Raw genomic sequence first — 18,831 nt, 5'->3', positions numbered from 1 at the left:
TTAAACTCCGTAAGGCGTGTTGCGTGCCGCCGCCGCTGCCGATAGGCGATTGTCCCGTGAACGACCAGCCTCCACCGTGGGTTCGAGCCGAACCCGGCAAACCAACGCTCGAAGGGGTTAATTGGGGCGGCCTTTGGACTCTCTATATCAAGGAGGTCAGGCGGTTCTTCAAGGTGCAGACGCAAACCGTCTGGGCACCGGCGATCACCACCCTGCTTTACCTGATCATCTTCACCGTCGCGCTGGGCCGCAGCAGCAAGACCGTGATGGGTGTGCCGTTCGCCGATTTTATCGCGCCCGGCCTGATCATGATGGGGATGCTGCAGAACAGCTTCGCCAACGCCTCCTTCTCGCTGATGATCGGCAAGATCCAGGGAACGATCGTCGATTATCTGATGCCGCCGCTGTCGGTCGGCGAATTGATCGCCGCACTGGTTGGGGCGGCGGTAACCCGCGCGTTCCTGGTCGGCGCGGCGGTGTGGCTGGTGATGACGATCTGGCCCGGCGTCCATGTTGGCGTCGCGCAGCCGCTGTGGGCGCTCTGGTTCGGACTGATGGGGTCGCTGATGCTGGCCTTCCTCGGCGTGATTACGTCGGTCTGGGCGGACAAGTTCGACCAGGCGGCGATGGTCACCAATTTTGTCGTGACCCCGTTGTCGCTGCTGTCGGGCACCTTCTATTCGGTGGAGCAAATGGCGCCGGCGTTCCGCGCTGTCAGCCATGCCAACCCCTTCTTCTACATCATCTCCGGGTTTCGCCACGGTTTCCTCGGGACGTCCGATTCGCCGCTTCTGTTCGGCGCGATTGGGCTCCTGGCGCTGAACACAATCTTGTTCGTCGCCTGCTACGCTCTCTTGCGCAGTGGATGGAGGATCAAGAATTGAACCTTTCCAAGGGCATCACGCAATAAGGCTGGTGAACGCTCGATAAAGAGCGCGTTCAGCACCCCCTCAACCGCGACGGTCCAGAAACAGCGCATTACAGCTCGAAAGGAGAGCCTACATGCGTAAGTTTCTAATCTCCGCGGCCATCCTGGCCTCGACCGTCGCCGTCGCCGCCCCGGCCGCCGCGCAATGGGCCCCGCCTGCTCCGCAGGGCTATGCCTATGGCTATAGCAATAATTATGGTCAGACCCGTCGTCTCGAGGTCCGGGTCGCCCAGCTTCGTCAGCAAATCCGCCAGCTCGACCGCCGCAACGTGCTCAGCGATCGTGAGGCCAATCGCCTGGATACCGAAGCGCGCAACCTCCAGTATCGCATTCGCCAGCTCGGCTATAACGGCCTCAACCGTCGCGAAAGTTACGAGATCGAGCGCCAGATTGCGCGTCTCGAACAGCGCATTCGCTATGAGGCGAGCGACGGCAACCGCCGTGCCGGCTACAACGGCTATAATAACGGTTATGGCGGCAACAACGGTTATGTCGACAACGACCGCGACGGCCGCGACGACCGCAACGAGCATGAGCGCTGGCATGAAAACCATGAGGGCGATCGTGACGATGACGACGATTAAGCGCGCGTAATGCGCTAAGGAAGGGGCGGCTCCGCAAGGAGTCGCCCCTTTCGTTTGACCTCTGTTCGGGGGCGGCGGTATAGGCGGCAACGGGCGGTCCGCGGGGGATCGCCCTTCTGTCTTTTCACGTCGCTCAACGAGGTTCCCCATGGCCATCACGCCGCTCATGCCTGTCTATCCGCGCTCCGAAGTGCGGCCGGTGAGGGGCGAGGGGGTCTATCTCTATGGCGAGGGGGGCGAAAAATATCTCGATTTCGCCAGCGGCATCGCGGTCAATTTGCTGGGCCACGGCCATCCACACCTGACAAAGGCGTTACAGGAACAGGCGGCGACTTTGCTGCATGTAGGGAACCTCTACGGCTCGCCGCAGGGCGAGAAGTTCGCCCAGCGGCTGGTCGACCTGACCTTCGCCGATACGGTGTTCTTCACCAATTCAGGCGCGGAGGCGGTCGAATGCGCGATCAAGACCGCGCGCCGCTACCACCACGTTAAGGGCCAACCGCACAAACACACGCTGATCACCTTTTCGAACGCCTTCCACGGGCGAACGCTGGGCACGATCAGCGCCACCGACCAAGCCAAGATGCGCGACGGGTTCGAGCCGCTGCTGCCCGGCTTTGTCGTCGTTCCGTTCGACGACCTGGCGGCAGCGCTGGCGGCGATTGACCAGAACACTGCCGGATTCCTGGTCGAACCCGTTCAAGGCGAGGGCGGTGTTCGTCCGGCGTCGAAGGAATTCATGGTGGGGCTGCGTATGGCGTGCGACGAGCGTGATCTGATGCTGGTGCTCGATGAAGTGCAATGCGGCGTTGCCCGCAGCGGCACACTGTATGCACATGAGCAATATGGTATTGTTCCAGACATCATGGCGTCGGCGAAGGGTATCGGCGGCGGCTTTCCGATGGGCGCCTGTCTGGCCACCGAAAAAGCCGCGGCCGGGATGGTCGTCGGCACCCATGGCTCAACCTATGGCGGCAACCCGTTCGCGATGGCGGCGGGGCAAGCGGTGTTCGACATCGTCGCCAACGACGAATTTCTCGCCCGGGTTCGCTCGATGGGCGATCGCCTGCGCGCTGCGCTCGAGCAAATGATTCCCAATCATGACGCACTGTTCGACAGCGTACGCGGAATGGGCCTGATGCTCGGCATCAAGATGAAGACAGACAGTCGCGCCTTCGTCGGATATCTGCGCACCAAGGGCATCTTGACCGTTGCGGCGGGCGACAATGTCGTGCGCGTGCTGCCGCCGCTGACGCTGGAGGAAGCGCATATAGCCGAGTTCGTCGAAGGCCTGTCGGCCGCGGCGGCCGATTACGACGTGCCCGAGGCCGCATGAGCCTGCGCCATTTCCTTCACCTGTCCGATGTCGGCGGGGAGGGAATAGCGCACATCCTTAACGAAGCGATGGAGCGCAAGGAGCGCCGCGCCGGTTGGCCCAGGGGGAAGCCCGACGCCGACAAGCCGCTCGAGGGCCATGTGTTAGCGATGATTTTCGAGCGGAATTCGACCCGCACGCGGCTGAGTTTCGACATGGCGATGCGCCAATTGGGCGGGACGACGATCGTCATCGACGGTGGATCGTCACAGCTCGGCCGCGGCGAGACCATCGCCGACACGGCCCGTGTCGTGTCGCGCTATGTCGATGCGATCATGGTCCGCACCGACCACCACGACAAAGCAGAGCTGCTGGCCGAACATTCGGACGTGCCGGTGATCAACGGTCTTACCGACCTCTCTCATCCGTGCCAGTTGCTCGCCGACATGCAGACCGTGATCGAACGTCGTGCCAAGCTGGCGGGCAGCCGCTGGGCATGGCTCGGTGACGGCAACAATGTCTGCAACTCGGTGATCGAAGCCGCCTCGCTGATGCATTTTGGCCTCGCCGTCGCCTGCCCCAATGGCTTCGAGCCCGATGTGGCAATGTGCGCCATGGCCAGCACCCGCGACGATATCTACTTCACCGATAACCCGAGGGAGGCGATCGAGGGAGCTGAAGTGGTCCTTACCGACACCTGGATCTCGATGGGCCAGGAGGACGGCGAATATCGCAACGAAGCGTTTGCGCCGTTCCAGGTCAACGAGGCTCTGATGGCCTTCGCCGCGCCCGGCGCGACCTTCCTCCATTGCCTGCCCGCGCACCGCGGCGAGGAGGTGACCGATGCGGTCATCGATGGACCGCAGTCGGCGGTGTGGGACGAGGCCGAGAACCGCCTTCACGCGCAAAAGGCGCTGTTGCTTTGGGCGCTGGGGAAGCTGGACTAAAGAGAAAGGCCCGCCCCGACGCTGATGTCCGGACGGGCCCATTAACCCGCTCAGTTATAGGTTAGCCCCGGACCCGGCGCTCGGGCGGAACGGTGATCTTGACCACTTCGCCATTGCGGCCTGGAAAGCCGATGAACATCGCCTCGATCAGGTTCGGAACCAGCGTGCCGAGGTTGTCGGTCGTCGAGCGCGCCTGCGCCTTGCCTTCGAACAGCGAGGCATTGTCGGCCTTGCGGCGAATATCGAGCTGCAGCTCACTGCGGTAATAGGTGTAGCTGCGGACGTCGCCGCCGTACCCGAACGGCGAATACCAGAACGGATCTTCCCAACCGTAGAAGAAGGCCGAGCGCGGGCCGTAATAGCCGTAGCGCGAGTAATAGGGCTGGTAACCGCCATAGCCGCCATAGCCGCCATAGCCGCCGTAGCCGCCGTAGCCGCCGTAGCCGCCATAACCACCGTAACCGCCGCCGTAACCGCCGCCGTAACCGTAGCGGCCATAGCGGCCGTGTGAGAAGGGATCGCTAACCACTTCGGTATGGCCCTCGTCGACCCCGTAGCCGACGCGCACGATCATCGATGCGGCCGCGACCGACGGCGCCCGGGCATAGCCCTGGGCCTGCATCGCCTGGGCTATTTGCTCGGCATAGCGCGAAAATTCAAGGCCGCCCATGTTACTCCCGTCAAGCGGCATCACGACGAAGCTCTGCCCCTGCGGAGCGGGCATCGCCTGGAACCGCGAGACTTTGGCCGGGAAGCCGGTGGCGCAGGCCGACAGGCCGAGCGCGGACGCGCCGAGCAACACCGCTGCGACAATTTTGTTGATACGCATGATTTTACCTCGACTCGGAAATTTCCGTTGTGAGGCGGGGGCATAGCATGAATCGTGCTGAATAGGCGATGAAGCGAGCGAGTCGGGCGTGTGACTCGGATATTAGTTCTTGAGGCCGACCGCCCGGTAAGCGGCAAGCAAGGTCGGCGCGGCGAGCGCAGCTGCCTTGGCGGCGCCTGCGGCCAGGATCGCGTCGAGCGCCGCCTCGTCGCGCCGGAGTTCCACCAGCCGCCGGCGCAGCGGCGCGATGGTCGCAATCGCCGCCTCGGTCAGCTCCGGCTTGAACGCGCCGAAGCCTTGTCCGGCATATTGTTGCAAGACAACGGCTGGCGTCCGGTCGGTGAGCGCGGCCATGATGCCGACGAGGTTTCTGGCCTCGGGGCGCGTGCCGAGCAGGGCCGGGTCGTCGGGTAGGGGCTCGGGATCGGTCTTCGCCTTGCGGATTTTCTGGGCGATCGCCTCGTCGCTGTCGGTCAGGTTGACGCGGCTCGCCTCGGACGGATCGGATTTGGACATTTTTACCGAGCCGTCGCGCAAGCTCATGACGCGCGCCGCGGTGCCGCCGCCAACGAAGGGTTCTGGCGCGACGAACAGATCAACATCGAAATCATTGTTAAACTTCAACGCGATGTCGCGCATCAGCTCGATGTGCTGCTTCTGGTCCTCGCCGACCGGAACATGGGTGCCGTGATAGAGAAGCACATCGGCGGCCTGGAGCACCGGATAGTCGAACAGGCCAACCGAAACGCCCTCGCGATTCTTGCCCGACTTTTCCTTGAACTGGGTCATGCGGCTCAACCATCCCATCCGCGCCGTGCAGTTCAGGATCCAGGCAAGCTCGGGATGGGCCGGCACCGCACTGTGCGCGAACAGGATCGACTTTTCGGGGTCGATGCCGCTGGCGATCAGCGCCGCCGCCATCTCACGGACGCTGGACCTGAGCTGTGCCGGACTAATGTCGACGGTCAGCGCGTGAAGGTCGGCGAGGAAGAACAGGCATTCAGCCTCATCCTGCATCTTGACCCAGCGCAGGATCGCGCCGAGCAAATTGCCGAGGTGGAGATCGCCGGTCGGTTGAATGCCCGAGACGACACGCATTGCCGGTTTCGTCATGCCGCGTCGCTCCCGCGCTTGCCGCGCCGGCGAAGCAACGCACGAATGTCGTCCTTACCCATCCCGCCGATCACCCAGACGAGTGGGAAATAGACCGCCAGGCCGCTGCCGATCAGCGCGCCAACGCCGATCAGCCGATGGCCGACCGATCCGGCGAAAAAGGGATTGAGCGCGCCTTTGACGAAATAGAGCATGGCGACCATCGCGCCACCGGCGAGAAGCTGTTTGACGATGCGGCTCGCCAGCCAGCCTTCGATCCGGAAATGGCCGCGGCGATGAAGGATGACGTAGAGAATGACGCAGTTGAGCCAACTGCAGATGGCGATCGCGGCGGCCAGGCCGTAAAGTTTAAAGGGCGGGATCAGCGCAAAATTCAGCGCGATATTCACCGCCAGAACCAGCAGCGCGATCTTGACCGGCGTGGCGGTATCCTGCCGCGCATAGAAGCCCGGCGTGATGACCTTGACCAGCACGTAGGCGGGCAGGCCCGAGACGATGATCGCCAGCACATTGCCGGTCACCCGCGCGTCCTCGGCAGTGAACCGGCCGCCCTGGAACATGGCCGCGATCAACGGCCCGGCGGCAACCGCCAGGGCGAGCGCGGCGGGCAGGCACAGCAGCATCGCCAGCTCGGCCGCCTGGCCTTGCACCTTCGCCGCTCCCTTCGGATCACTGGCGCCGACGAAGCGGCTCACCTGCGGCAGGATGGCGGTGCCGAGCGCAGCGCCGATCACGCCGAGCGGAAGCTGATTGAGGCGATCGGCGTAGTTCATATAACTCACCGACCCGGTCGGCAGGCGGGTGAGGAAGAAAGTATCGATGAACTGGCTAACCTGATAGACGCCGGCGCCAAAGGTGGCCGGGAGCACGACACGCACGAACTGGCGCACCCCAGGGGTCATTCGCGGGCGGCGCAGCTTCAGTGAGACCCCGGCACGCTTGGCCGCAAGCCATAGCAGACCGATCTGCAGAACTCCGCCGACGGTCACACCGATCGCCAGCGCATAGGCGGTCTTGGTCCCGCCGACCGGTACGAAGATCAGCGCGCTGAGCATGGCCAGGTTGAGCAGCGCTGGAGCAAATGCGGCGGCGGTAAAGCGGGTCAGCGAGTTCAGGATGCCCGAGAACAGCGAGACCAGGCTGATCAGCAGCAGATAGGGAAAGGTGATGCGCGTCAGCGCCACCGTCAGCCAATATTTGTCGCCCTCATAGCCCGACGCGATCGCCGCGACGAACAGCGGCATCGCCAGTTCGAACACCAGGGTGAACAGGAACAGGGTCGGCAAAAGGACCGCCAGCACCTCCTCGGAGAAGCGTTTGCCGTCCTCCATCCCGCCCTTGCCATGAAGGCGCTGGCTGAACAGCGGAACGAACCCGGCCGAAAAGGCGCCTTCGCCGAACAGGCGGCGAAAGGTGTTGGGCAGGCGGAAGGCGACCAGGAAGGCGTCGGCCGCCGCGCTGGCGCCCATGATCCGGCTCATCAACATCTCGCGAGCGAAGCCCGCGATCCGGCTGACCAGCGTAAGCCCACCGATCGTACCGGTCGCCTTGACGAGGTTCATCGGCTTGCCGCGCGGGGCGTCAGGCATGGCCGACGGGCGGCTCGCCATCGCCGCCGGGTTGTCCCTCGACTTGCTGCTGCGCCTCGACTTGCGCCACATAGGCGGCGCCAAAGTCGATCGGGTCGAGCAGAACCGGCGGGAAGCCCAGGTTTTGCACCGCCTCGGCGACGATCTGCCGGGCGAACGGGAACAGCAAGCGCGGCCCTTCGACCAACAGGAAGGGCGCCAGGGCATCTTCCGGAATATTGCGGAATCCAAACAAGCCGCCGTAGGTCAAATCGACGATGAAATGGGTGCCGCTGTCGGATTTGGCGTTGACCTCGATCTTGAGGATCACTTCATGCACGTCGTCGGCGACCTTGCCGCCATGGATTCCGAACTGGACGTCGAGCGCGGGCTGAGTCTGCCACTGGAAAACTTGCGGCGATGACGGGCTTTCGGCCGACAAATCCTTGACATATTGAGCGATCGTCGCAGCCTGCGCGCTCTCGCCGTTATCCTCGTCAGGGCCGGCCACGGCTGGAGTCGGGCCAGAGGCGGCTTCGGGGTTGATCGGATCCTGGTCGGCCATGGAGATTCCTTGATGTCGCAATAAGGTTGTGGTGCAAGGGAGGCCCGAACGGGGCGTCCGCGGTCGGGGCGAGCGACTAGCAGTAGCCTGTTCGAGGTGCAATGCTGCACGGCAGCGGTGGACCGCACTTTGAATCCATGCGTTATCCGCATTATGTTGCCCGTGACATCGACCTCAAGCGAACGGAACATCTGTTGACCGCCATTGTCATCCTCGCGCTAGTCGCCCTGTTCATCGGCCTTCGCCTCTACAGCGTGCTGGGTGAGCGCACAGGGCACGAGCAGCCGATCCTCAAGCCCGCCGATCCAGATCATGCAGATCCGCGAGTCGAAACAAAGACGCCGCTGCGGGGCGCGACGACCGTAACGCCAGTCGAAGGGGACAATCTTGCCTATCTGCCAACCGCGGGTCCCGGGGTGCGCGCGCTGCTTGCCGCCGATCCGTCGTTTGATGTCGCGCGTTTTCTGGACGGCGCCAAGGTCGCATACCGGCTGATCCTCGAGGCTTTCTGGAAGGGCGACTTGGAAGCGATGCGGCCGTTCGTCGACGCGCACGTGTTCGAAACCTTCGCCAGCGCGGTCGAGCAGCGGTCCAAGGACGGGTTGGTGCTCGACAATCGCCTGGTCACGGTCGACGAAGCGGTGATCGCTAGCGCGGAGGTCGAGCGCAGCGTCGCCCTGGTGACCGTGCGGTTCGAGGCCGATATGGCCGCGATCACCCGCAACGGCGCTGGCGAGGTAGTTGCCGGGTCCTTGTCCGACGCGGTCCAGACCCGCGACCGCTGGACCTTCCGGCGCGACATCGCGCGCCACGATCCCAACTGGCTGCTGGTCGAAACCGACGAGGAAGAGTGAGGGGCGTTCTTCGCGCCGCTGCGCTGGCCGCCAGCCTGGCGCTCACCGCATGCGCCACACGCACGCTCCCGCCGGCGGCGCCTCCGCTCCCGCCGGCAGTTCCGCTTCCGGTTCCCGTTCCACCGCCCGCTCCGGTGCCCGAGAACGCCAGGACGGCCGGCGTTGCGCTGGCGGTGCCGGCCGAGCTCAACCAGCTCGAAGCCGAGCGTGCGCTCGCCGCGTTCCGCGCCAGCTGCTCGGTGCTGGTCAAGCGCCAGGATACCAGCGGCTTGACTCTGGCGACCGATTGGCAGCCGCTTTGCGACGAGGCCGCGGCCCTCGCTCCGGCCGCCGCGGGTGCTTTTTTCCGCGATCGATTCGACTGGATCCGGGTCGGCAAGGGCGAAGCCTTTGCCACCGGCTATTACGAGCCAGAAATTCGCGGGTCGCGCACCCGCCTGCCAGGCTATGAGGTGCCGATTTACGGCGTTCCGGCTGATTTGGTGCGGTGCACACCGCTGGGCGGCATCGAGGGGAAGGGGAGGCTCGACGAGGCCGGCGCCTGCGTCCTCTATTTCAACCGCACCGAGATCGAAGATGGCGCGCTTGCCGGTCGCGGGCTGGAAATTGGCTGGGCGGCCGACCCGGTCGAGCTGTTTTTTCTGCAGATTCAAGGGTCTGGCCGGCTAAGATTACTCGACGGGGCGGTAATGCGCATCGGCTATGCCGGTCAGAACGGCCGCGATTATGTCGCTGTAGGCCGGCTGTTGCGCGAGCGGGGCGTGCTGCCGCCGGGCGGGGCTACCATGAAAGGCATCGTCGAGTGGATCCGCACCCATCCGGATGAAGGCCGCGCGCTGATGCGGGAGAATCCGAGCTACGTCTTCTTCAGGGAGTTGACCGGTCCCGGCCCGCTCGGTGCGCTGGGGGTCGCGGTCACGCCGCGCGGCAGCGTCGCCGCCGATCCGAAATTCGTGCCGCTCGGCGCGCCGGTGTTCCTACGCCTCGACCGGCCCGAGGCGTCAGGCCTGTGGGTCGCGCAGGATACGGGCGGAGCCATCAAGGGCGCCAATCGCTTCGATACCTTCTGGGGCGCGGGCGCGGGCGCCGAAGCCACCGCGGGCGGCATGTCGGCCAGCGGCCAGGCGCTGATTCTGCTGCCGAAGGGGACGGCAGCCCGTGCGCAGCCTCTCCCCTGAGGAAGCGGCACTGTGGGCAAGGGTCGCTGCGACCATCCGCCCCCTCTCGCGCGAACCGATCGATCCCACACCGGTAGAGGAGGTTCGCCCTGCACCTGCTCCTGCAGTTCGCGGGCGAATTCCGCCGGTCAGGCCTACGGCCGCCGCTCTGCCGCCGTCGCGCCGGCTGCAGGATGCGACCCTCGACGGAGGCTGGGACCGGCGTGTGAAGTCGGGCCGGATCGAGCCTGATCGGGTGCTCGACCTCCACGGCCACAACCTCGATCGCGCCTGGGCCGCAATCGACCTGGGGCTTGAGCAGGCGATTGCCGCGGAACAGCGAGTGCTGTTGCTGGTCACCGGGCATGAGCGCCGCGGCGAGCCGCCGCTCGAACGAGGCCGGATTCGCGCCGCGGTTCACCATTGGCTCGCCGCGTCGCGCCATGCCCGCCACATCGCCGCGGTTCGCGGCGCGCATCGCCGTCACGGAGGCGGAGGGAGCCTCTATATTATCCTTCGCCGCCGCTGACGTTTTGCACGCTTTCTTAACCTAGCTTGTTTAGTTCCAACTCTTCACGAGGCCGCCGCGATACGAAGTGAAGAGGGCAGGGCGATTTCCAGGGCGACAGAAGGCAAGGCACAAAAACTGAGCAACGCGCTTCTGTCCGGAGCGGCGGGGGTCGCCTCGTTCCTGTTTTCGCTGGTCGCCTTCCTCTACATTACCAGCTTCAATGAGCAGCTGATCGCCTCGATCGTCGCCGGAGCGTTCTGCCTGCTTATTTGCTACATCGCGTCGGAGCGGCCCAACAGCGAAAGCGCTCGGGCGTTGACGGCGCTGGGCGATCGTCTTTTGGCCGTCGAACAGGGCGATTTGACCAGTCCCACGCCGCGGATCGTTCGCGACACCATGCCCAAGCTCGCGACGGCGGTCGACAGCCTGTTCGCCGAAGTCCGTTCGTCGATCGAGAATGCCCACGCGCTTGGCATGTACGACCCGGTAACTTCGTTGCCCAACCGCCTTCATTTCCGTTCCGAAGCCGACAAGATGCTCGCGGCCCGCGCGGCGGCGACGCTCGCGGCCATGCTGTTCGTCGATCTCGATCGGTTCAAGAACGTCAATGACAGCCTGGGACATGCGCGCGGTGACCATCTGTTGATTATGGTCGCCAACCGGCTTCGCGTGGTGGTCACCGCCGAAGTGGGCGAGAGGCCGGGGCAGCGCCCCATCCTGGCCCGACTGGCGGGCGACGAGTTCACCATCTTCTTCCCCGAAATCGAAACCGTCGCCGATGCCGAGCGGGTCGCTCGCCGGATCGCGCTGGCAATTTCCGAGCCGTTCGAGCTGTCGGGGCACAGCATCGATATCGGTGCGTCGGTGGGCGTGGCCATCGGCCCCGACCATGGCACCACGATTGAAACACTCATGCGCGCCGCCGACATCGCGATGTATCAGGCCAAGAACAACGGTGGAGGCCGCTACTGCCTGTTCAGCGAGGAACTGGCCGCCGAACATCAGCGCAAGGTCGATACCGAGGCGGCGCTGGGCGAGGCCGTCCAGCGCGGCGAATTCCTGCTCGCCCTGCAACCGCAACTCAGCCTTATCACCGGCGAGATCGTCGGCGCCGAGGCGCTGCTGCGCTGGAATCACCCTCGCGAAGGGATGCGAGCACCGGCGACCTTCATTCCGATCGCCGAACAAACCGGAATCATCGGCGAGGTCGGCGACTGGGTGATCGCCGAGGTCGGTTCGATGCTGTCGGAATGGCAAGCCCAGGGCATCGCCCGGCGGGTTTCGTTCAACGTCAGCCCGCGCCAGCTAGACCGTGCCGATTTTTTCCAACGGCTGCGCGCCGCCTTCGTCCAGGTCGACGTGCCGCTGTCGCTGATCGAGCTGGAATTTACCGAGTCCGCTGCGATGGAAGTTTCGGAGACGGTCCTGGAAGAAATCGCGGCCCTGCGGCGTGATGGCGCGACGATCGCGATCGACGATTTCGGCACCGGCTATTCGAATATCGCGCGATTGCGCGCCATGCCGCTCGATCGGGTCAAGCTTGATCCGTCGTTGATCGCCGAGATCGAGACCTGCGAAAAAGCCCGCGTCGTGGTCCAGGCGGTGGTGCAGTTGATCAAGGGGGTCGGCGCCGAGATTGTCGCCGAAGCGGTCGAGAATGTCGCCCAGGCCGACATCTTGCGTGCGATGGGCTGCGACACGATCCAAGGATTCATCTTCGCCCATCCGATGTTCGAGGAGGAATTCCTCAACTGGACGAGGAACGCCGAGCGCGGCCGATCCCGCGACGTCGCCTAGCCAAAGACTTTTTCCAGCACGCGGCGGTAAATGCGGGTGAGGGCGCGAATATCTTCGACCCGGGCCTGCTCGCCGACCTTGTGCATGGTCACATTGGGCAGGCCGAAATCGACCACCGGGCAGAGCTGGATGAGAAAGCGCCCATCCGAAGTACCGCCGCCAGTCGACAGGTCCGGCTCGATTCCCGTTTCCTCGCGAATCGCCGACACCAGCACGTCGTAAAGCGCGCCCGGCGGAGTGAGGAACGCCTCGCCCGAAATCAGCGCTTCGACGGTTCCTCCGGGGGCGTGACGCTGGACCACCGCCCGCACCCGCTCGACCAGCTCGGCGCCGCGTTGCAGATTGTTGAAGCGGATATTGAGCCGCGCACCCGCCCGGCCGGGGATGAGGTTGGTCGCGCCGGGCGGGGTTCCAACCTCGGTGAATTCGAGGTTGGAAGGAGGGAAGGAATCGTTGCCCTCGTCGAGTTGCCATGCATCGAGCTCGGCGACGATGCGAGCGAGCGGCCCGACCGGGTTGTCGGCGCGGTGAGGGTAGGCGACATGACCCTGGGTGCCCGGCACCTCGATCCACATGTTGACCGAACCACGCCGCCCGATCTTGACCGTGTCGCCAAGGGTCGCGTCGCTGGTCGGTTCGCCGATCAGGATCATGTCGGGGCGGATGCCGCGTCGATTGAGCCAGTCGATGATCGCTACCGTTCCGTGCAGCGCCGGGCCTTCCTCGTCGCCGGTAATGAGGAGCGAAATCGTCCCCCGGTCGTGCGGAAGATCGGCGACCGCCGCGACGAAGGCGGCGATTGCGCTCTTCATGTCATTGGCGCCGCGCCCGGTGAGTAAACCGTCCTCGATGGTCGGCGTGAACGGATCGCCGTCCCATCCCTCGCCCGGAGGAACAACGTCGAGATGCCCGGCGAAGCCGAAATGCGGAAAACCGCTACCGCGCAAGGCCACCAGATTTTCGACGGGCCCGTCGGCATTCTCTCCGCCGATGAAGCGGTGCACCTCGAACCCGAGTGGTCGCAGCGCGGTTTCGAGCACATCGAACACTTGCCCGCTGGCAGGCGTGATGCTGGGCACGGCGATCAGCCGCGTCGCGAGATCGATGGGATCGATGGACGAATTCATCGCGCGGGGGTAGCAAGCTAGGCATCATGCCGAAAGTCGATCTTTCCACCGTCAAGGAAACCAACCGGACCGGCTATCCAACGCCATTCGATCGCGACGTTGACGGGCGCTGGTACCGGCGGATCGCCCTCGCCAGCGGGATTGAGGATTTCGGCGCGAGCCTTGTTCGCCTTGAGCCGGGGGCGTGGTCGAGCCAGCGCCACTGGCACGAGGGGGAGGACGAACTGCTATTGATGATCGAGGGAGAGGCGGTGCTGGCCGAGGACCATGGGCGAACGTTGCTTCGTCCGGGCGACATTGTTGCATGGCCCAAGGATGTCCCCAACGGCCACCACTTGATCAATGAAAGCGCCGCGCCTTGCCGCTTCCTGGTGGTCGGGGGGCGCAGCGGCCAGGACTGCCACTATCCAGACATCGACCTGCTCGCGGATGGCCGGAGCGGGCAATATCTGCACAAGGACCGCACGCCGTACTGACCAAAGATCGCCGTCCCGCGATGCCTAGGGCTTCTTGCCCTCAAATTTCTCGATTTCCTCGATCACCCACGGCTCGTCCTGGGCGAGTTCGATCCATTCGACCACGTCGGCGCGGTGGAGAACGGCCTCCATGTAGGTTGCGACGAACGGCGGGATCTTGACGCCATAGGTAACGAAACGGGTGACCACCGGCGCGAACATGATGTCGGCCGCGGTCCAATCGCCGAACAAATATTCGCCCTGGCCGCCGAAGCGGGCGCGCGCCTGCGCCCACAGGTTGAGAATGCGGTTGACCTCAGCTTCGACCCCGTCGGACAAGGGAACCGAGCCGAAACTCTTGCGCACGTTGACCGGCAATTCACGACGCAGGTTCGAGAAGCCCGAATGCATTTCGGCCGCCATAGACCGCGCCATGCCGCGCGCGGACTCGTCTTCTGGCCAAAAGCGCTCGCGCCCGACGCGATCGGCGAGAAATTCGATGATCGCCAAGGAATCCCATACCACGCATTCGCCGTCCCACAGGATCGGCGCCTTGCCGAGCGACGGGGCGAATTCGTCGCCCTCTCGCCGCTTTTCCCACTGCTCGTCGAACATCGGCACGACCAGTTCTTCGAAATCGATGCCCGACTGCTTCAAGGCCAACCAGCCGCGCATCGACCAGCTCGAATAAGCGCGGTTCCCGATGATCAGTTTCATGTGATGACCGCCTCCACGATCGCGGTCCGCAGGTCGGCGATGCCGGCTCCGGTTTCGGCTGAGGTCGGGAAGATCGCCGGGTGCGAGGCGGGATGCCTGGCCGCTTCGTTGCGCACCGCATCGAGCGTCCCGGCGAGCTCGGTCGGCTTGATCTTGTCGGCTTTGGTGAGGACGATGTTATAACTGACCGCGGCCTTGTCGAGCATCGCCATCACGTCGCGATCGACATCCTTCAATCCGTGGCGCGCGTCGACCAGCACCAGCGCCCGTTTCAGCACCTGCCGCCCGCGCAGATAATCGTTGATCAGGAAGCGCCAGCGCTTGACCATGTCCTTGGGCGCCTCGGCAAATCCATAACCGGGCATGTCGACCAGCCGGAAAACGAGCGGGCGGCCGACGTCGAAATAGTTGAGTTCCTGCGTCCGCCCCGGGGTGTTTGAGGCGCGGGCGAGCTTGCTACGGTTGGTCAGCGCGTTGATCAGCGACGATTTGCCGACGTTGGAGCGCCCCGCGAACGCGATTTCGGGAGCGTCGGGCGCGGGAAGATGCTCCAGCCTGGGGGCCGACTTCAAAAAGTCGATCGGCCCCGAAAACAATTTGCGGGCGGCTTCGGTTTGGTCGTCGGCCTCGGTCACGGATGCGCCGGCACCGCGCCCTGGGCGTCGCTGTCCTTTTTGAGGTCGTAGCGGTGATAGAGCCACTTTTGCTGGGCGATCGTCAGCAGGTTGGAGACGACCCAGTAAAGCTGCAGGCCCGCCGCGAACGGAGCCATGATGAACATCATCACCCACGGCATGATCGAGAAGACCTGCTGCTGGACCGGGTCCATCTGCTGCGGGTTCAGTTTGAACTGCATCCACATGGTAATGCCGAGCAATATCGGCAGCACGCCGATGGCGAGGAAGCCCGGCGGGGTGAAGTCGAGCATTCCGAACAGGTTGACCGGGGTTAGAGGGTCGGCCGCGGACAGGTCGTGGATCCACAGCGCGAACGGCTGATGCCGCATTTCCACGCTGACCGTCAGCACCTTGTAGAGCGCGTAGAACACCGGGATCTGGAGCAGGATCGGCAGGCAGCCCGCGGCGGGGTTGATCTTCTCGGCCTGATAGAGCTTGAGGATTTCCTGCTGCTGGCGCGGTTTGTCATCCTTATGGCGTTCCTGGATCGCCTTCATCTTGGGCTGAACGCGGCGCATCCCGGCCATGGAGCGGAACTGCTTGTCGGCGATCGGGAACATCAGCGTGCGGACAATCAGCGTCAGGCAGATGATCGCCACGCCGAAGTTGCCGGTGGCATGGAACAACCAGTTCAACAAGTCGAAGATCGGGCGCATGAACCATTCGAACCAGCCCCAGTCGATCGACTTCGACAGCTTGGTGATGCCCTGGTCCTCATAGCGGTCGAGCAGCGCTTTTTCCTTGGCTCCAGCGAACAGGCGGGCGTCACTGCTGACTGCCTGACCGGGTGCTACGGTGAACGGTGCACCCGAATAATCAGCCTGAAAGGCGCCGCTGCCACCCTTGCGGAAGCTCGCCTCGACCGGGGCGCCATCGGCCGGTACCATCGCGGTCAGCCAATATTTGTCGGTGAAGCCGAGCCATCCGCCGTGGCTGTCGCGGGTGACGCCGGCCTTGTCCTCGTCGAGCGTCTTGTAGTCGACGCCATAATCGGCCTTGCCTGCGAGAAAACCGATCGGGCCGACATGGTTGGTCCAGGTCGAGGGATCTTTGCTCTTGTCGGCGCGGCTGACGAGGCCGTAGCCGCGCAGGGCGACCGGCCCGTTTCCCGTGTTGACGACACGTTGCTTGATCGAGAACAGATAGCCGTCGTCGACCGAAACGATTTGCTCGAACCGCTGGCCGGTCGGGTTGGTCCAGGCTAGCGTCACCGGCTTGCCGGGCATCAGCGTCGGCGCGCTGGCGGTCCAGACACTGTTGGCGTCGGGCGCGGGGACGCCATCGCCGGTCCAGCCGAATTGGGCGAAATAAGCCTCCTTGGCCCCCGCCGGCGACAGCAAGCGGACCGGCGGCGAGTCCTTGGCCAGGCCCTCGCGCTGCCGAACCAGGACGAGGTCGTCGAAGCGTGCGCCCTTCAAATTGATCGAGCCCGCCAGGCTCGGCGTGGCGATACGCACGCGCGCGCTATCGGCGAGGACCAGCGCGCGATCGCGAATGGCCTGCGGCGTGTTGGCCGCGGGACTGGCGCTCGGCTGCGGCAGCGGCTTGACCTTGCCCTTGTCGACGGTCTGCGTCTGCGGGCCCGCGGTCGGCAGGAAGCGGTCGGACAGCAGGCTCCAGCCGAGCAGCACCAGCGCGCTCAGGACGATCGCCAGCATCATGTTGCGGTTATTCTCGTTCACGAACGTGTCCTTGTGCGTCGGGGGACCGGGGATTGATTACGGAACTGGGTCTGGGCCCTGGCCGCCCCAGGGATGGCAACGAAAGATTCGCTTCAGCGCGAGCCAGCCGCCCTTGAACGCGCCATAGCGCCGAAGCGCGGTGATCGCATAGGCCGAACAGCTCGGCTGGAAGCGGCATGAGGGCGCAAGCAGCTTGCTCGGACCTATTTGCCAGCCGCGGGTCAGCAGGATGAGGGCGCGGGCGATCATGCGGTCAGCTTAGCCAGCGCGCGCTTCAGGTCCGCGGCGAGGCTGGCATAGTCACGTTCGATCCCCCCGGCGCGACCGATCAGCACATGGTCGGCGCCGGCGATGCCATGGTCGGGGAAGGTCTCGCGCACCAGCGCGCGGAATCGGCGCTTCATCCGGTTGCGGACGACCGCGTTGCCGATCTTCTTGGTCACGGTGAAGCCAACGCGGATGGTTGCGTCCGAGTCATCGCGCGGGCGAACGAGAAGAACAAACCCGGGCATGGGCGCGCGTTTGCCGCGGTTGGCAGCGAGAAAGTCGGCGCGGCGCGTAAGGGTGATTAGGCGCTGAGCTTCTTGCGGCCGCGAGCGCGGCGGGCGTTCAGAATCTTGCGGCCGCCGACCGTCGAGCTGCGGTGACGGAAGCCGTGCCGGCGCGCGCGGACCAGGTTGCTCGGCTGAAAAGTGCGCTTCATCGCTCATGCCTTCGAAAGTCTAATGAAAAGGGCCGCCGAAGCGGCCGCTGTTATCGGCGCCGATACGTGCAGAGGTCGCCAAAGTCAACGCCGGTCGCCGACTTCATCGGCAGTCAAAGAGGGCTCCGGTTCGGCCGGCTGTTCCTTGCGTAGCGCTTCGCGGCGCTGGAAGCTTTGGCGGCGAAGCCCCCAGTCGGCCCAGCGGCCGGCCTTGGGTTGCCAGCGCTTGAAATGGACATAACGGCGCTTGGCCCACATGCTAGTCTTGAGAACCAGCGCCAACCCAGCCGCGAACACGAAGATACCGCCGGGTCCCGGCAACGCGCCGACCGGAATCGCAGCGATCATCAACAGGATCCCGGTGACGAAAAGGGTCCATTCGACCACCGGATGGTCGATGAACGTCCGCCACTTTTCCCGAGTCCACATCGCCGCGATGTGGGTGGAAGGCACCGGATAGGCAAGGGCGAACGTCGACGCTTGATTGCGCCGTCCTTCGCGCTAGGCTGACCGCGCCGAGCCAGGGGGAATTTTGCGTGTAGATTATTGCGCGATGCGTCGCGGGGCGCGCTGAATGGTCGCGACCGTTGCCACCGTGGCTTATTTGGGGCTGGAGGCGCGCGCCGTCGAGGTGCAGGTCCAGTTGTCGAGCGGGCTGCCGCATTTCGTCATCGTCGGCCTGCCCGACAAGGCGGTGGGCGAAAGCCGCGAAAGGGTGCGCGCGGCGCTCTCGGCGATCGGCCTGGCGCTGCCGCCCAAACGGATCACCGTCAATCTATCGCCCGCCGACCTGCCCAAGGAGGGGTCGCATTTCGACCTGCCGATTGCGCTTGGCCTGCTGGCGGCGATTGGCGCGGTCGATGCCGAAAGCCTGTCGCATTACGTCGCGGTCGGGGAATTGGGCCTGGACGGGCGGATCGCGGCGTCGCCGGGCGTGTTGCTCGCCGCGCTCCATGCCAGCGGGCAGGGGATGGGGCTGATCTGCCCCGCGGTGCAAGGGCCCGAAGCGGCGTGGGCGGGCAAGGTCGAAGTGCTGGCCGCGCCCGACCTCTTGGCGCTGATGGCCCATTTCAAGGGGACGCAATTGCTTCGCCCGCCCTTGCCGGGCGAGGCGGAGGCCCCAGTCGGCGGGCCGAACTTGCGCCAGGTCAAGGGCCAGGAAGTCGCCAAGCGCGCGCTCGAGATCGCCGCGGCGGGCGGGCATAATCTGTTGATGAGCGGGCCGCCGGGAGCCGGCAAGTCGCTGCTGGCCGCCTGCCTGCCTTCGATCCTGCCGCCGCTCGAACCGGGTGAGGCGCTCGA

General features: G+C 64.7%; 22 protein-coding genes. 10 read left to right on the top strand and 12 right to left on the bottom strand.

Annotated elements, in window-relative coordinates:
• The first annotated feature begins 56 nt into the window (after positions 1-56).
• From H0W65_RS04785 to argF, 4 genes are all read left to right on the top strand, one after another.
• Entirely contained in the window at positions 57-884 is an 828-nt protein-coding gene (locus tag H0W65_RS04785; protein ID WP_294004549.1) for an ABC transporter permease, read from the top strand.
• Between the two features lie 118 nt (positions 885-1,002).
• Complete coding sequence (locus H0W65_RS04780) at positions 1,003-1,512, top strand: hypothetical protein (protein WP_294004546.1); 510 nt, start codon at positions 1,003-1,005, stop codon at positions 1,510-1,512.
• A 148-nt stretch (positions 1,513-1,660) separates the two neighbouring features.
• Complete coding sequence (locus H0W65_RS04775) at positions 1,661-2,848, top strand: aspartate aminotransferase family protein (protein WP_294004543.1); 1,188 nt, start codon at positions 1,661-1,663, stop codon at positions 2,846-2,848.
• Positions 2,845-3,774: an ornithine carbamoyltransferase gene (gene argF / locus H0W65_RS04770; RefSeq protein ID WP_294004540.1), complete on the top strand. Its 930-nt coding sequence runs from the start codon at positions 2,845-2,847 to the stop codon at positions 3,772-3,774. The genes H0W65_RS04775 and argF overlap by 4 nt, the downstream gene beginning before the upstream one ends.
• Before the next feature lie 61 nt (positions 3,775-3,835).
• On the opposite strand, the gene H0W65_RS04765 is transcribed toward argF, so the two are convergent.
• The 4 genes from H0W65_RS04765 to secB form a co-directional block, all read right to left on the bottom strand.
• Positions 3,836-4,603, bottom strand: a complete 768-nt coding sequence (locus H0W65_RS04765) for a DUF4136 domain-containing protein (protein ID WP_294004537.1) — start codon at positions 4,601-4,603, stop codon at positions 3,836-3,838.
• Between the two features lie 102 nt (positions 4,604-4,705).
• Positions 4,706-5,701: a tryptophan--tRNA ligase gene (trpS, locus tag H0W65_RS04760; RefSeq protein WP_294004613.1), complete on the bottom strand. Its 996-nt coding sequence runs from the start codon at positions 5,699-5,701 to the stop codon at positions 4,706-4,708.
• Between the two features lie 11 nt (positions 5,702-5,712).
• The gene (gene murJ, locus H0W65_RS04755; protein WP_294004534.1) at positions 5,713-7,326 is read right to left on the bottom strand and encodes a murein biosynthesis integral membrane protein MurJ; all 1,614 of its coding nucleotides are present in this window, start codon (positions 7,324-7,326) and stop codon (positions 5,713-5,715) included.
• On the bottom strand, positions 7,298-7,849 hold the full coding sequence (gene secB, locus H0W65_RS04750; protein WP_294004531.1) for a protein-export chaperone SecB: 552 nt from the start codon (positions 7,847-7,849) through the stop codon (positions 7,298-7,300). The genes murJ and secB overlap by 29 nt, the downstream gene beginning before the upstream one ends.
• A gap of 137 nt (positions 7,850-7,986) precedes the next feature.
• Between secB and H0W65_RS04745 the strand changes: the two genes are divergently transcribed.
• The 4 genes from H0W65_RS04745 to H0W65_RS04730 all read left to right on the top strand — a co-directional run bounded on the left by H0W65_RS04745 (position 7,987) and on the right by H0W65_RS04730 (position 12,168).
• Entirely contained in the window at positions 7,987-8,703 is a 717-nt protein-coding gene (locus tag H0W65_RS04745; protein WP_367120125.1) for a Tim44/TimA family putative adaptor protein, read from the top strand.
• Positions 8,700-9,881, top strand: a complete 1,182-nt coding sequence (locus H0W65_RS04740) for a murein transglycosylase A (protein ID WP_294004528.1) — start codon at positions 8,700-8,702, stop codon at positions 9,879-9,881. The genes H0W65_RS04745 and H0W65_RS04740 overlap by 4 nt, the downstream gene beginning before the upstream one ends.
• On the top strand, positions 9,862-10,389 hold the full coding sequence (locus H0W65_RS04735; protein WP_294004525.1) for a Smr/MutS family protein: 528 nt from the start codon (positions 9,862-9,864) through the stop codon (positions 10,387-10,389). Before H0W65_RS04740 ends, H0W65_RS04735 begins: the two co-directional genes overlap by 20 nt.
• A 378-nt stretch (positions 10,390-10,767) precedes the next feature.
• Positions 10,768-12,168 (top strand): EAL domain-containing protein, encoded by a 1,401-nt coding sequence (locus H0W65_RS04730; protein ID WP_294004522.1) that lies wholly within the window; start codon positions 10,768-10,770, stop codon positions 12,166-12,168.
• On the opposite strand, the gene dapE is transcribed toward H0W65_RS04730, so the two are convergent.
• Entirely contained in the window at positions 12,165-13,295 is a 1,131-nt protein-coding gene (gene dapE / locus H0W65_RS04725) for a succinyl-diaminopimelate desuccinylase (protein WP_294004520.1), read from the bottom strand. The two genes, H0W65_RS04730 and dapE, sit on opposite strands and share 4 nt — an antisense overlap.
• 26 nt (positions 13,296-13,321) lie before the next feature.
• On the opposite strand from dapE, the gene H0W65_RS04720 reads away from it, so the two are divergent.
• Positions 13,322-13,771: a cupin domain-containing protein gene (locus tag H0W65_RS04720; protein ID WP_294004518.1), complete on the top strand. Its 450-nt coding sequence runs from the start codon at positions 13,322-13,324 to the stop codon at positions 13,769-13,771.
• Between the two features lie 24 nt (positions 13,772-13,795).
• Here H0W65_RS04720 and H0W65_RS04715 read toward each other — a convergent pair whose 3' ends face one another.
• From H0W65_RS04715 to H0W65_RS04685, 7 genes are all read right to left on the bottom strand, one after another.
• On the bottom strand, positions 13,796-14,467 hold the full coding sequence (locus H0W65_RS04715) for a glutathione S-transferase family protein (protein ID WP_294004515.1): 672 nt from the start codon (positions 14,465-14,467) through the stop codon (positions 13,796-13,798).
• Complete coding sequence (yihA, locus tag H0W65_RS04710; RefSeq protein WP_294004512.1) at positions 14,464-15,102, bottom strand: ribosome biogenesis GTP-binding protein YihA/YsxC; 639 nt, start codon at positions 15,100-15,102, stop codon at positions 14,464-14,466. The genes H0W65_RS04715 and yihA overlap by 4 nt, the downstream gene beginning before the upstream one ends.
• Positions 15,099-16,826, bottom strand: coding sequence for a membrane protein insertase YidC (gene yidC, locus H0W65_RS04705; RefSeq protein ID WP_294004509.1), 1,728 nt, complete (start codon positions 16,824-16,826; stop codon positions 15,099-15,101). Before yidC ends, yihA begins: the two co-directional genes overlap by 4 nt.
• A gap of 36 nt (positions 16,827-16,862) precedes the next feature.
• Positions 16,863-17,075 carry a membrane protein insertion efficiency factor YidD gene (gene yidD / locus H0W65_RS04700; RefSeq protein ID WP_294004506.1) on the bottom strand — a complete coding sequence of 71 codons (213 nt, stop codon included), beginning with the start codon at positions 17,073-17,075 and terminating at the stop codon, positions 16,863-16,865.
• On the bottom strand, positions 17,072-17,395 hold the full coding sequence (gene rnpA / locus H0W65_RS04695; protein WP_294004607.1) for a ribonuclease P protein component: 324 nt from the start codon (positions 17,393-17,395) through the stop codon (positions 17,072-17,074). The genes yidD and rnpA overlap by 4 nt, the downstream gene beginning before the upstream one ends.
• Positions 17,395-17,529 (bottom strand): 50S ribosomal protein L34, encoded by a 135-nt coding sequence (rpmH, locus tag H0W65_RS04690; protein ID WP_294004604.1) that lies wholly within the window; start codon positions 17,527-17,529, stop codon positions 17,395-17,397. Before rpmH ends, rnpA begins: the two co-directional genes overlap by 1 nt.
• Before the next feature lie 84 nt (positions 17,530-17,613).
• Positions 17,614-17,958, bottom strand: a complete 345-nt coding sequence (locus H0W65_RS04685; protein WP_294004503.1) for a hypothetical protein — start codon at positions 17,956-17,958, stop codon at positions 17,614-17,616.
• Positions 17,959-18,103: 145 nt separating this feature from the next.
• Between H0W65_RS04685 and H0W65_RS04680 the strand changes: the two genes are divergently transcribed.
• Positions 18,104-18,831, top strand: a 728-nt coding sequence (locus H0W65_RS04680; protein ID WP_294004500.1) for a magnesium chelatase domain-containing protein, incomplete at its 3' end; no start/stop codon positions are given.

Origin of the sequence: Sphingomonas sp. (assembly GCF_013816785.1) — a bacterium.
GTDB lineage: Bacteria > Pseudomonadota > Alphaproteobacteria > Sphingomonadales > Sphingomonadaceae > Sphingomicrobium.
Note: the sequence above shows the minus strand (reverse complement) of the source record. Positions and strands in the feature narration are given on the sequence as shown.

What these genes read in the sequence shown, in the direction of transcription:
- H0W65_RS04780 (WP_294004546.1), top strand. Translation starts at nt 1,003, where the DNA reads ATGCGTAAGTTTCTAATCTCCGCGGCCATCCTGGCCTCGACCGTCGCC.
- H0W65_RS04775 (WP_294004543.1), top strand. Translation starts at nt 1,661, where the DNA reads ATGGCCATCACGCCGCTCATGCCTGTCTATCCGCGCTCCGAAGTGCGG.
- argF (WP_294004540.1), top strand. Translation starts at nt 2,845, where the DNA reads ATGAGCCTGCGCCATTTCCTTCACCTGTCCGATGTCGGCGGGGAGGGA.
- H0W65_RS04765 (WP_294004537.1), bottom strand. Translation starts at nt 4,603, where the DNA reads ATGCGTATCAACAAAATTGTCGCAGCGGTGTTGCTCGGCGCGTCCGCG.
- trpS (WP_294004613.1), bottom strand. Translation starts at nt 5,701, where the DNA reads ATGCGTGTCGTCTCGGGCATTCAACCGACCGGCGATCTCCACCTCGGC.
- murJ (WP_294004534.1), bottom strand. Translation starts at nt 7,326, where the DNA reads ATGGCGAGCCGCCCGTCGGCCATGCCTGACGCCCCGCGCGGCAAGCCG.
- secB (WP_294004531.1), bottom strand. Translation starts at nt 7,849, where the DNA reads ATGGCCGACCAGGATCCGATCAACCCCGAAGCCGCCTCTGGCCCGACT.
- H0W65_RS04745 (WP_367120125.1), top strand. Translation starts at nt 7,987, where the DNA reads ATGCGTTATCCGCATTATGTTGCCCGTGACATCGACCTCAAGCGAACG.
- H0W65_RS04730 (WP_294004522.1), top strand. Translation starts at nt 10,768, where the DNA reads ATGCCCAAGCTCGCGACGGCGGTCGACAGCCTGTTCGCCGAAGTCCGT.
- dapE (WP_294004520.1), bottom strand. Translation starts at nt 13,295, where the DNA reads ATGAATTCGTCCATCGATCCCATCGATCTCGCGACGCGGCTGATCGCC.
- H0W65_RS04720 (WP_294004518.1), top strand. Translation starts at nt 13,322, where the DNA reads ATGCCGAAAGTCGATCTTTCCACCGTCAAGGAAACCAACCGGACCGGC.
- H0W65_RS04715 (WP_294004515.1), bottom strand. Translation starts at nt 14,467, where the DNA reads ATGAAACTGATCATCGGGAACCGCGCTTATTCGAGCTGGTCGATGCGC.
- yidD (WP_294004506.1), bottom strand. Translation starts at nt 17,075, where the DNA reads ATGATCGCCCGCGCCCTCATCCTGCTGACCCGCGGCTGGCAAATAGGT.
- rpmH (WP_294004604.1), bottom strand. Translation starts at nt 17,529, where the DNA reads ATGAAGCGCACTTTTCAGCCGAGCAACCTGGTCCGCGCGCGCCGGCAC.
- H0W65_RS04685 (WP_294004503.1), bottom strand. Translation starts at nt 17,958, where the DNA reads ATGTGGACTCGGGAAAAGTGGCGGACGTTCATCGACCATCCGGTGGTC.